This window comes from Brevundimonas goettingensis (genome assembly GCF_017487405.1).
Lineage (GTDB): Bacteria > Pseudomonadota > Alphaproteobacteria > Caulobacterales > Caulobacteraceae > Brevundimonas > Brevundimonas goettingensis.
Genome location: NZ_CP062222.1, coordinates 3,120,320 through 3,131,878 on the forward strand (window position 1 = coordinate 3,120,320; position 11,559 = coordinate 3,131,878).

Genomic DNA, 11,559 nt, shown 5'->3' on the forward strand with positions numbered 1-11,559 from the left:
GTTAAACCCAGACCGGCGTTAGCAGCGCAACGTTAGACCTACGGGGTCCGCCGGAGAGCGCGATGTAGGGTCACGGGACTGTCATGTAAAGCGGTTTTTCGAGGCGGGGCCTGACGGGACGCCTCTTTGATCCGCCTGCGGAAGGTCTCGGGATTTCAACGACAAGCCGCAAAGGCGCCGAGGGGGCGGGCGCGCCTGTACCCCATTGTCCACAGCACTGGACGCCGTAACCGCCCGCATGGCATTAAGACTTGTCGAAACGTCCCTCTCGCGTCATTCGGCGCCCCCATTTCAGCCGCACCAGCGAGCCCGATGAGTTCCACTTCCCCAGCCGTCGCATCCGTCCGTGATGTGTCGAAGACCTACGGCGCCCGCAAAGCGCTCGACGGCGTGTCGGTGGAGGTCGCCGCCGGAGAGATGGTGGCCCTGATCGGCCCGTCCGGCTCCGGTAAGTCCACCCTGCTGCGCTCTATCACCGGCATGCACCCCATCGATCCCGGCAAGGGCACGATCCAGGTGTTCGGCGAGACGGTGCAGAAGAACGGCCGCACCACCGGCCAGATCCGGGCCGCGCGCGCCAAGCTCGGCATGATCTTCCAGCAGTTCAACCTGGTCGGCCGACTGTCGCTGTTCTCCAACGTCATGCTCGGCGCGCTCGGCCGCCTGCCCGGCTGGCGCGGCATCCTCGGCGCCTGGCCCAAGGCGGACAAGCAGATGGCCATGGCGGCCCTGCACCGCGTCGGCGTCGCCGACTACGCCGGCCAGCGCGCCAACACCCTGTCGGGCGGCCAGCAGCAGCGCGGCGCCATCGCCCGCGCCATCGTCCAGGGCCCAGGCCGTCCTCGCCGACGAGCCCGTCGCCTCGCTGGACCCCGTCTCGGCCCGCAAGGTCATGGAGCTGCTGGTCGAGCTCAACAAGCGCGACGGCCTGGGGGTCATCGTCACCCTGCACCAGGTCGACTACGCCATCCGCTACTGCGAGCGCGTCGTCGCGCTGAAGGCCGGCAAGATCGTCTATGACGGTCCCTCGACCAGCCTGGACACCAAGACCCTCATCGATATCTACGGTCCCGAGTTCGAGGACGCGTTCTGGGAAGCCAAGGCATGACCCGCACTCTCCTGACCCGCCGCATCCTGGGCGCCGCCGCCCTCGCGGCCGCCACCCTCGGCCTGGCCTCCTGCGGAGGCGGCGACTCCAAGCCCGCCGCCGGCGCCATGCCGACCGAGATCACCTTCGCCATCCTGCCCGCCGAAGGCCAAGGCTCATCCGGGCCACTGTGGCAACCGCTGCTGGACGACATGTCCAAGGAGATCGGCGTCAAGGTGAAGCCGAACTTCGCCGCCAACTACAATGTCTCGATCACGGCCATGCAGTTCAACCAGGCCCAGATCGCCTGGCTGTCGGCCAAGCCTGAACTGGAGGCCATCGACCGCGCCAATGCCGAGGTGATCGCCCGCATCGTCGACCCGCAAGGCCGCGACACCTATACCTCCAGCCTGATCGTCAAGAAGGGCTCGGGCATCACCCTCGACAAGGTCCTGGCCTGCGGCAAGGTCTACGATTTCGGCCTCGGCGACGCCCAGTCGACCTCGGGGACCCTCGCCCCCATGACCTATCTGTTCAATCCGCGCGGCATCGTCCCGGCACAGTGCTTCAAGACCGTGCGCTCGGCCAGCCACCAGAACAACACCTTCGCCATCGGCAGCGGCGTGCTGGACGTCTCGACTTCCAACAGCGTCAACACCGTCTTCATCCAGCGCGAAAACCCGCAGATCGCCGCGACCCTGGAAGAGATCTGGACCTCCCCGCCCCTGCCGGAATCCGGCATCGTGATCCGTCAGGACATGAACCCGGCGCTCAAGGAGAAGATTCGCGCCTTCCTGATCGGCTATGGCAAGGGCGAAGGCGCCGAGGCGGAGCGTCAGCGCGGCGTCCTGCTGGCCCTGAACTATTCGATGTTCCGCGCCGCCGACGACAGCTACCTGGATCCGGTCCGCCTGATGGTGCTGGAGCAGAAGCTGAACGACGCCAAGGCCAAGAACGACGCCTCCGCCGTCTCGAGCCTGACGGCGCAGGCGGCCGCCCTGCGCACCAAGCTTGAGGTCCAGCCTTGACCGCTGCGACTGTCACGCCGACGCCAGTCCCGGCCGCCCCCAGCAAGTCATTGGGCGCCTGGCTGCTCGACCTGCTGGTCTGGGGCGGCATCGCCGTGGTCCTGATCGGCAGCTTCAATGCGGTCGAGCTCAAGAACCTCGGGCGGGTCTTCACCAACTCCCAGGACATCTCGACCTTTGCCCAGGAGTTGCTCAAGCCGGACTTCTCGAACTGGAAGCTGCTGGTCGCCCAGATGTGGCAGACCATCCAGATCGCGCTGTGGGGCACCTTCATCGCCGTCTTCCTGGCCATTCCGCTGGGTCTGGCCGCCGCGCGCAACATCGCCCCGGCCTGGGTGGTGACGCCGATCCGGATCTTCATGAACCTGCTGCGCTCGATCCCGGATCTGGTGATCGGCCTGCTGTTCATCGTCGCCGTGGGCCTGGGGCCGCTGGCCGGTGTCTTGGCCATCGCCCTGAACACCGCGGGCGTCCTGGCCAAGCTGTTCTCCGAGGCCGTCGAGTCGATCGACAAGGGGCCGGTCGAGGGCGTGCGCGCCACCGGCGCCTCGCCGCTGCACGAAATCTTCTGGGGCGTCCTGCCGCAGGTCGGGCCGCTGTGGACCTCGTTCGCCCTGTACCGGTTCGAATCCAACAGCCGCTCGGCGACGGTGCTGGGCCTGATCGGCGCCGGCGGCATAGGTCAGCTGCTGTTCGAAAGCATGGGCGCCTTCGACTACAACCAGGTTTCGGCCATCGTCATCATCGTCATCGTGGCGGTGACCCTGATCGACATGCTGTCCCAGGCGATGCGCAAACGCCTGCTCTGACAGGACAAAACGCCTCGCCGGAACGGTAGCCGTACCGTCACAAAAGCCTGCTCTAAGCACGGGCGCAAACGTCCGTTCGGAGAGCGTCTGATGACCCGCAATCAACTGGCCGCCTCGGCCGCCCTGATGGCCGTGACCGTCATCGCGGTCGCCGCCTGCGATCAGGGCGGCGGCGGGCCCCAGGCCCAGCGCGCGGGCATCTGGGCGGCGGGCTCCTCGACCGTTTTCCCCTTCGCCACCCGCGTCGCCGAAAATTTCGGCCGCAACAATCCGGGCGTCGCCGCGCCCCGGGTCGAATCGCTGGGCACCGGCGGCGGCATCCAGGCCTTCTGTCAGGGCGTCGGCCCCTCGACCCCGGACATCGCCAACGCCTCGCGTCCGCTCAAGAAGTCGGAATACGAGCTGTGCCAGAAGAACGGCGTCACCGAGATCATCGAGATCAAGATCGGCTATGACGGCATCGTCATCGCCACGGCGCGCAACGGCAACGGCTTCATTTCGAACTGAACGACCTCTATGAGGGTCTGGCCAAATCGGTCCCCGGCGCCGGCGGGGCGTTCGTCGCCAATCCGACGACGACCTGGAACCAGGTCAATCCGGGCCTGCCGAACCAGCGCATCATGGTCTATGGCCCGCCGCCGACCTCGGGCACCCGCGACGCCTTCCTGGAGCTGGGCATGGCGCCCGGCGGCGGCCTGATCCCCGCTGTCGCCGCCTTCAAGGACGACAAGACCAGGTTCGAGGGCCTGACCCACACCCTGCGCGAGGACGGCGCCTGGATCGACGCCGGCGAGAACGACAACGCCATCGTCCAGACCCTGACCCGCACCCCGGGCTCGCTGGGCGTCTTCGGCTTCTCCTTCCTGGAGCAGAACCTCGACACGGTGAAGGCCGAGACCATCGACGGTATCGCTCCGACCGCCGAGACCATCGCCGACGGCAGCTATCCGCTGGCCCGCAGCCTCTACATCTACGTCAAGAAGGCGCACATCGGGGTGACGCCGGGGCTGCAGCAGTTTCTGTCGGAGTTCATGTCCGACGCCGCGACCGGCAAGGGCGGCTATCTGCAGGATCGGGGCCTGGTGCCGCTGCCGGAAGACCAGCTTCAGGCCCAGCGCGGCATCGCCGCCAATCTGACGCCGATGGTCGCCCCCACGAAGTAAGGGGGCTCAGGCCGCGGCCAGGGCTCCGGACCGCGCCGCGTCGACGTCGTTGTCTTCCAGCACCCGGGCCATGGCGCGCATCAGCTCGTCCATCTGAATCGGTTTGCCCACGACGGCGTCCATGCCGATGGCGCGGTAGTCCTCGATCTGATGGGTCATGACATTGGCGGTCAGGGCGATGATCGGGGTGTGATCCCGACCCTCGGCGAACTCCTCGGCGCGGATGCAGGCGGTGGCGCTCGGCCCGTCCATGACCGGCATCTGCACATCCATCAGGATCAGGTCCCACTGACCCTCGCGCCAGGCCTCGACGGCGAGGGCGCCGTTCTCGACGATGGTCGGCACGATCCCGGCCTGGGCGAGAAGCACGGTCAGCACCTGGCGGTTGACCGGATGGTCCTCGGCGGCAAGCACCCGCAGGGCGCGGCCCTCATCCTCGGCCTGGATGACCGAAACGGCGGCCACGGCCTCATCCTCGCCGCCCAGCCATTCCAGCGGCAGGCGGGTGACGAAGCGCAGACCATGGGGCTCGACCGCCTCGGCCTGGACGGATCCGCCCATGAGGGTGGTCAGCTCGCTGCAGATCGACAGACCCAGGCCCGTGCCCCCGAAGCGGCGGGTGGTCGAGACGTCGGCCTGTTCGAACTTCCTGAACAGCCGGCCCATCTGTTCGGGCGTGCAGCCCGGGCCGGTGTCCTCGACGACCAGCACCAGTTCGCCGGCCTCGCGCCGCGCCGCGACGGTGATCGAGCCTTCGTCCGTGAACTTGACCGCATTGGAGATCAGATTGGCCAGAACCTGCCGCAGCCGCAGGGCGTCGCCCATGTAACGGCCCGCCGCCGAGGGCTCGACGGTGGAGTTGAAGGCCAGACCCTTCGACAGGGCGATGGCCTCGAAACTGGCCTCGGCCTGGCGGATCGTCGCCTCCAGATCGAAGGGCCTGTTTTCCAGCTCGACCTTTCCGGCCTCGACCTTGGCCAGGTCAAGAACGTCGTTGACGATGGCCAGCAGGGCCTGACCCGACTGGGCCACGACCTCGAGCCGCTCGCGCTGACGGCCCGACAGGGTGTCGGCGGCCATGGCCTGGGCCATGCCCAGCACCCCGTTCAGCGGGGTGCGGATCTCGTGGCTCATGACCGTGAGGAATTCGCTCTTGGCCCGGTTGGCGACGATGGCCTCGGCCTGGGCGCGATGGACCTCGGCCATGGTCGTGGCCAGCTGCCGCCAAGTCAGGAGGGTGGCGACCACCACCATCATGATGGCGACGAAGACCTGGAAGGCTTCCAGCGGCGGCGAACCGCGCATCAGCATGGCGACGGGCAGGACCAGCGAACACGCCAGATGCGGGACCACCGATGCGATCACCAGAGGCCGCGAGGAGTGGAGACCATGATCCCGTTCAGGATCGAACCGCCGAACAGCATGGCCGAACAGGAGATGGCGATGCCCGAGCCGCTCTGAAGCTCCGCCAGACCGATGGCGGCGAAGGCCAGATTGTTGATTGCGACCATGCCGATGCTGGCCCGGGCCCAGTCCCTGCGGTCCAGCCGCATGATCCAGGAGCCCCTGGGGCTGAAATCGTGCTCGATCCACTGCAGGGCGGCATAGACGCCGAACCAGCCGAAGGCGAAGCCGATGCCGGTGAAGGAATGGAAGATCACGGCGATCACGCCGGCGATGACGACCCGCAGACGCCACTGCTGCGAGCGCGCCTCCATCGCTGCCTTGATGTGGTCGGTCCAGTCGGACGTCATGTGCGTTCTTCCCCGCCGGGAAATACACACCGGTTTGGTTCACAGAGTATGAACTCGCGGAACCACGTTCCTCAATTTTTCGCCTGAGTTCTCAAATCGCTGTGGAGAGCGCAGGTGAGACCGGTGTCAGCGCCGGGGATGGCCGGGCTATCCGTATGCGGCGCTTTACGCCGCTCAGGCCGCCGCGCGCCTGCGCACCCGGGCGATCCGGCGAAGACGACGCCAGAAGCGGCCGCGCTCGGGGTCGGGATAGGGTTCGAGGTTCTCGACGAACTGCTCGGCCGAGGCGCGCCAGCTGAATTTCTCGGCATAGGCGCGGACCGCCTTGCGGTCGCATTCCAGGGCCTTGATGCAGGCGGTCTTGAGGTCTTCGTCGATGGCGCCGGCGTTGGAGCCGGGGATGATGTCGATGGGCCCATGGGCCGGATAGGCCGCGACCGGGGTGCCCGCCGCCATGGCCTCCAGGATCACCAGGCCGAAGGTGTCGGTCCAGCTGGGGAAGACGAAGACGTCGGCGTCGCGGAAGCAGCGCGCCAGCTCCTGACCGAAGCGGGCGCCGAGGAATGGCGTTGGGATAGCGTTCTTCCAGATCGGCACGGGCCGGACCGTCGCCGACGACGATCTTGGTGCCCGGCAGGTCGGTCTCGAGGAAGGTCTCGATATTCTTCTCGACGGCGACGCGGCCGACGTTGAGCCAGAACGGACGCGGCCAGTCCTTGCCGCCCAGCTCGTCGAAGATGCGCTCGAGATCGGGGTTGAACTGTTCGGTGTCGACGCCGCGCGTCCAGGGCGAGACGTTCTTGAAGCCGTGCGCCTGAAGCTCGTCGCGCAGGGTCGGGGTGGCGACCATCAGCCGTCCCGACGGCTTGTGGAACCACTTCATATAGGCGTAGCCGACCTGAACCGGGATCGGGAACCGGGCCGAGACGTACTCGGGGAATTTGGTGTGATAGCTGGTCGTGAAGGGCAGCTTCCACTCCACGCAGATGCGCCGCATGGCGATGCCGATCGGGCCTTCGGTGGCGATATGCACCGCCTCGGGTTCGAAGGCGCGCAGGCGTTCGCGGATCTCCTCCTCGGCGCCCAGGGCCAGCCGGATTTCCGGATAGGTCGGGCAGGGAATGGTCTTGAACTGGCTGGGCTCGATGACCTCGACCTCATGGCCCATGGCGCGGCATTCCGCGACCGTACGGGTCAGGGTGCGGACGACGCCGTTGACCTGGGGCTCCCAGGCGTCGGTGGCCAGAACGATACGCATGTGGGCCGAGTGGCTCCCGCCGTTGTCGAGCAGGAAGCCATAGCGGGTCACGGCGACGATTGCGAGACGCGTTTAAAGCGCCAACCTAGAGAGGGAGCGCCGTGGTGGATTTCACCTCTTCGAGAACGGTTCAGCTCACAGCCTCAAACCGCACCACGCCGTGGGCGGATCGCAATTCCGCAAAGGCGTCCTGCCGCCAGTTCAGGCTGATCGGGCCCCGCAGGACGCCGCTGAGCTCCTGAATGGCGGCGACTTCGGCCTCAGTGCAGGGTGACAGGGTTTCACCGGCGATGAAGCCGCCCTTGCCGTCCGTCATCCCGCCCAGGCGGCAGCCGGTCTCGATCCGGTAATCGGTCGGAATGCCGGACTCGCTTGCCCCCTGAGGTGAAGCCGAACCCCCAAGTGATTCATCGGCCGGGCGTCTATTGAAACCAGGTTTCCCGTGAACAGGATCGGAGGTTCGGCGTGGACGGTATCGGTTCGGGGACTGCATGCGCCGAGGGCGACAAGGCCAGCGGCCGTCAGGACCGCCATCGGGAACGATCTCATCTGTCCAGACCCCGCTTTAAAATCATGATGGCAGCCTCCTCTACAACGGCAGCGCCGTGGTCGATTTCACCTCTTCGAGAACGGCGTAGGTGCGGGTCTCGCGCACCCCGGGCATCCGGGTCAGGACGTCGCCGAGGAAGGCGCGATAGGCGTCCATATCCCCGACCCGGGCCTTGATCAGATAGTCGAAGCCGCCGGCGACCATATGGCACTCCAGCACCTCGGGCTGGCGGCGCACCATCTCCGCGAAGGCCTCGAACTGATCCCCGGTGGTGCGGTCCAGCAGGACCTCGACGAAGATCATCAGCCCGCGTCCGACCTTGCCCGGGTCGATCAGGGCCGCATAGCCGGTGATGACGCCGCGCTCCCTGAGGCGACGGACGCGTTCGAAACAGGCGGCGGGCGACAGATTGCACCGCCGGGCCAGTTCCGCGTTGGAGATACGACCGTCCTCCTGAAGCGCCTTGAGCAGGCGGCGATCGACGGGATCGAGAGTTTCAACGGCCAAGAGCGTATTTTTCCGAAGGATCGTTGGCTTGAGCGCCGATCATACGATGCACATTCGGTCAGGCCCGCCATATACGCAAGACAGACGGGCCGGAAGGCCGAGAGGACGCCGCATGACCACGCCCGCCCCCTTCAACGCCTCCGCCTACGCCCACTGGGACACGCTGGACCACGGCAAGTTCGCCGATGAGCGCGAGGCGGTCGCCGCCAACCTGGCCCGCGTTCCGCTGGACGCCGCCGGCCGCCGCGCCGTCGTCGACGAGGCCACCGCCCTGGTCGAGCACGCCCGCCAGAGCCAGAAGAAGCAGGGGGTGGTCGAAAGCTTCCTGCAGGAGTTCTCGCTGGGCACCCGCGAGGGGCTGGCCCTGATGTGCCTGGCCGAAGCCCTGCTGCGCACCCCGGATGAAGACACCCGCGACCGGCTGATCGCCGAAAAGATCGGCTCGGCCGACTGGGCCTCGCATCTCGGCCAGTCCGACAGCCTGTTCGTCAACGCCTCGACCTGGGGCCTGATGCTGACCGGCAAGCTGGTGGACGCCGACGAAGAGGCCAAGACCGACCTGCCCGGCTTCCTCAAGCGCGTCGCCGGCCGTCTGGGCGAGCCCGTCATCCGTCAGGCCGTCGCCGCCGCCGTCCGCATCATGGGCGAGCAGTTCGTGGTCGGCCGCACCATCGAGGCGGCGCTGAAGCGGTCGAACAAGGAGGGCTGGCTCTGTTCGTTCGACATGCTGGGCGAGGGCGCCCGCACCGCCGCCGACGCCGAGCGCTATGAGCGGATCTACGCCGACGCCATCACCGCCGTGGGCAAGACCGCCAAGGGTCAGGGCCCCGAGGTCGGGCACGGCGTTTCGGTCAAGCTCTCGGCCCTGTCGCCCCGGTATGAGGCGACGCATGAGGACCGCGTCTGGACCGAACTCTATCCGCGCATCCTGCGGCTGGCGAAGATCGCGGCCTCCTACGACATCAACTTCACCATGGACGCGGAAGAGGCCGACCGCCTGGCCCTGTCGCTGAAGCTGCTGGACCGGCTGGCCAATGAGCCGGAGCTGGGATCGTGGACCGGCCTCGGCCTCGCCGTTCAGGCCTATCAGAAGCGCGGTCCCGAGGCGATCGCCCGCATCGCCCAACTGGCGAAGACGTCCGGCCGCCGCCTGATGGTCCGTCTGGTCAAGGGCGCCTATTGGGACACCGAGATCAAGCGCGCCCAGGTCTTCGGCCGCACCGACTATCCGGTCTTCACGACCAAGGCCGCGACCGACCTGAACTATCTGGTCTGCGCCCGCGCCATGATCGACGCCGCGCCGCACCTCTATTCCCAGTTCGCGACCCACAACGCCCATTCGCTGGCCGCCGTGCACCGGATGGCGACGGCGAGCGAGGTCAAGATCGAGTTCCAGCGCCTGCACGGCATGGGCGAGGCGCTGTATGACGCCGCGACCGACCTGTTCGGCGCCGTGACCGTGCGCGCCTATGCCCCCGTCGGCGGGCATGAGGACCTGCTGCCCTACCTGGTCCGACGCCTGCTCGAGAACGGCGCCAACTCCTCCTTCGTCCACGCCCTGCTGGACGAGCGGGTGCCGGCCTCCGCCGTCGCCGCCGACCCCGTCACCTCGGTCGAACAACACCCCGACCGCCACGCCAAGATCCCCACGCCCCAGGAGATGTACATGGACCGCCAGAACTCCCTCGGGCGCGACTATTCGCAGGCCGATGTCCGCGCCCGGCACACCGCCGCGCTGGAGAAGGTCGATAGCGAGAAGCTGACCTCCGGCCCGCTGATCGGCGGCAAGCTGAAGGCCGGGATCAACCCGACCGACGTCACCAATCCGTTCGATCGGTCGCAGGTTCTGGGACATGTCTCGGAAGCCTCGGAAGCCGACATCGACACGGCCGCCGATCTCGCCGCCCGCGCCCAGATCGACTGGGACCGTCAGGGCGGCGGCAAGCGCGCCATCGTGTTGCGCGCCATGGCCGATGCGCTGGAAGCCGAGATGGACCGTCTGGTTGCCCTGCTGTCTCGGGAAGCCGGCAAGACCCTGAACGATGGCGTCGCCGAGGTGCGAGAGGCCGCCGACTTCCTGCGCTACTACGCCCTGCTGGCCGAGCGCGATTTCGGCGGCGCCGAGACGCTGAAGGGTCCGGTTGGGGAGGTGAACCAGTTGATCCTGCACGGCCGCGGCGTCTTCGCCTGCATCAGCCCGTGGAACTTCCCCCTGGCCATCTTCACCGGGCAGGTCGCGGCCGCCCTGGCCGCCGGCAACGCCGTCCTGGCCAAGCCCGCCGAACAGACGCCCCTGATCGCCGCCGAGGCCGTGCGCCTGTATCACAAGGCCGGTCTGGACGCCGACCTGCTGGCCCTCGTGCCCGGTCGCGGCGAGACGGTGGGCGCCAAACTGGTTTCGCATCCGGGCGTCGACGGCGTCGCCTTCACCGGCGGCACGGACACGGCTTCGGCCATCAACCGGTCGCTGGCGGCCCGCCCCGGCGCCATCATCCCTTTCATCGCCGAGACGGGCGGCCTGAACGCCATGTTCGTCGACACGACGGCCCTGCGCGAACAGGTCATCGACGACGTCATCCTGTCGGCCTTCGGCTCGGCCGGCCAGCGCTGCTCGGCCCTGCGCATCCTCTATGCGCCGAAGGATTCGGCCGACAGCCTGATCGAGGGGCTGAAGGGGGCGCTGGCCGCCCAGGTCGTCGCCGACCCGACCGACCCGGCCACCGACATCGGCCCGGTCATCGACGCCGAGAGCCACAAGGCGCTGGAGGCCCACGTCGAGCGGCTGTCGAAGGAGGCGAAGATCATCGCCCGTGCGGCCCTGCCGGAAGGCGCGTCGAAGGGCGACCTGTTCGCCCCGGCCATCGCCGAAATCCCGACCGCCGACTTCCTGGAGCGCGAGGTCTTCGGCCCGGTCCTGCACGTCTATCGCTATGATCCGAAGGATCTGAAGACGGTCGCCGGCAAGCTGGCCGCGCGCGGCTATGGCCTGACGCTGGGCGTCCATTCGCGCATCGAGGCCTTCGCCGAGGAGGTCGTGCGTCGCGTCCCGGCCGGCAATGTCTACATCAACCGCTCGATCACCGGCGCGGTCGTCGGCGTGCAACCGTTCGGCGGCGAGGGCCTCAGCGGCACCGGCCCCAAGGCCGGCGGCCCCAACAGCCTGATCCGCTTCGCCTCGGAGAAGGCGATCTCGAACAACATCTCCGCCCAGGGCGGCGACCCGGCGCTGTTGAACCTGTAGGTCACCCTCACCGCTCATCCCGGCGAATGCCGGGATCCAGATGCAAGTCGGGAGGTCAGGGTGAACTTGCCTCTGCAGCCCAACGGGCAAACCTCGGAATGGATCTGGATCCCGGCGTTCGCCGTGATGAGCGGTGGTTGGATTGCTTGCTGGTGAGAACGG

Annotated in this window: 7 protein-coding genes and 3 pseudogenes; 5 read left to right on the plus strand and 5 right to left on the minus strand. The window is 67.6% G+C overall.

Annotated elements, in window-relative coordinates; genetic code table 11:
• Window positions 1-312 precede the first annotated feature (312 nt).
• The 4 genes and pseudogenes from phnC to IFJ75_RS15330 all read left to right on the plus strand — a co-directional run bounded on the left by phnC (window position 313) and on the right by IFJ75_RS15330 (window position 4,087).
• A pseudogene (phnC, locus tag IFJ75_RS15315) lies at window positions 313-1,108 on the plus strand (phosphonate ABC transporter ATP-binding protein).
• Entirely contained in the window at window positions 1,105-2,115 is a 1,011-nt protein-coding gene (gene phnD, locus IFJ75_RS15320) for a phosphate/phosphite/phosphonate ABC transporter substrate-binding protein (protein ID WP_207869133.1), read from the plus strand. The pseudogene phnC and the gene phnD overlap by 4 nt, the downstream one beginning before the upstream one ends.
• Window positions 2,112-2,924, plus strand: a complete 813-nt coding sequence (phnE, locus tag IFJ75_RS15325) for a phosphonate ABC transporter, permease protein PhnE (RefSeq protein ID WP_207869135.1) — start codon at window positions 2,112-2,114, stop codon at window positions 2,922-2,924. The genes phnD and phnE overlap by 4 nt, the downstream gene beginning before the upstream one ends.
• 126 nt (window positions 2,925-3,050) lie before the next feature.
• Window positions 3,051-4,087: pseudogene (locus IFJ75_RS15330) on the plus strand (substrate-binding domain-containing protein).
• Window positions 4,088-4,093: 6 nt separating this feature from the next.
• On the opposite strand, the gene IFJ75_RS15335 reads toward IFJ75_RS15330, so the two are convergent.
• The 5 genes and pseudogenes from IFJ75_RS15335 to IFJ75_RS15355 form a co-directional block, all read right to left on the minus strand.
• On the minus strand, window positions 4,094-5,452 hold the full coding sequence (locus IFJ75_RS15335) for an ATP-binding protein (protein ID WP_207869137.1): 1,359 nt from the start codon (window positions 5,450-5,452) through the stop codon (window positions 4,094-4,096).
• On the minus strand, window positions 5,449-5,841 hold the full coding sequence (locus IFJ75_RS15340; protein WP_207869139.1) for a hypothetical protein: 393 nt from the start codon (window positions 5,839-5,841) through the stop codon (window positions 5,449-5,451). The genes IFJ75_RS15335 and IFJ75_RS15340 overlap by 4 nt, the downstream gene beginning before the upstream one ends.
• 174 nt (window positions 5,842-6,015) lie before the next feature.
• Window positions 6,016-7,099, minus strand: a pseudogene (locus tag IFJ75_RS15345) (glycosyltransferase family 4 protein).
• Between the two features lie 130 nt (window positions 7,100-7,229).
• Window positions 7,230-7,415, minus strand: coding sequence for a hypothetical protein (locus tag IFJ75_RS15350; protein WP_207869142.1), 186 nt, complete (start codon window positions 7,413-7,415; stop codon window positions 7,230-7,232).
• Window positions 7,416-7,688: 273 nt separating this feature from the next.
• Window positions 7,689-8,156 (minus strand): Lrp/AsnC ligand binding domain-containing protein, encoded by a 468-nt coding sequence (locus IFJ75_RS15355; RefSeq protein ID WP_207869144.1) that lies wholly within the window; start codon window positions 8,154-8,156, stop codon window positions 7,689-7,691.
• Window positions 8,157-8,268: 112 nt separating this feature from the next.
• On the opposite strand from IFJ75_RS15355, the gene putA reads away from it, so the two are divergent.
• Entirely contained in the window at window positions 8,269-11,397 is a 3,129-nt protein-coding gene (gene putA, locus IFJ75_RS15360) for a bifunctional proline dehydrogenase/L-glutamate gamma-semialdehyde dehydrogenase PutA (RefSeq protein WP_207869146.1), read from the plus strand.
• Window positions 11,398-11,559 lie beyond the last annotated feature (162 nt).

Coding starts and splice junctions, on each gene's coding strand:
- IFJ75_RS15350 (WP_207869142.1), bottom strand. CDS start 7,415: ATGACGGACGGCAAGGGCGGCTTCATCGCCGGTGAAACCCTGTCACCC.
- IFJ75_RS15340 (WP_207869139.1), bottom strand. CDS start 5,841: ATGACGTCCGACTGGACCGACCACATCAAGGCAGCGATGGAGGCGCGC.
- phnD (WP_207869133.1), top strand. CDS start 1,105: ATGACCCGCACTCTCCTGACCCGCCGCATCCTGGGCGCCGCCGCCCTC.
- putA (WP_207869146.1), top strand. CDS start 8,269: ATGACCACGCCCGCCCCCTTCAACGCCTCCGCCTACGCCCACTGGGAC.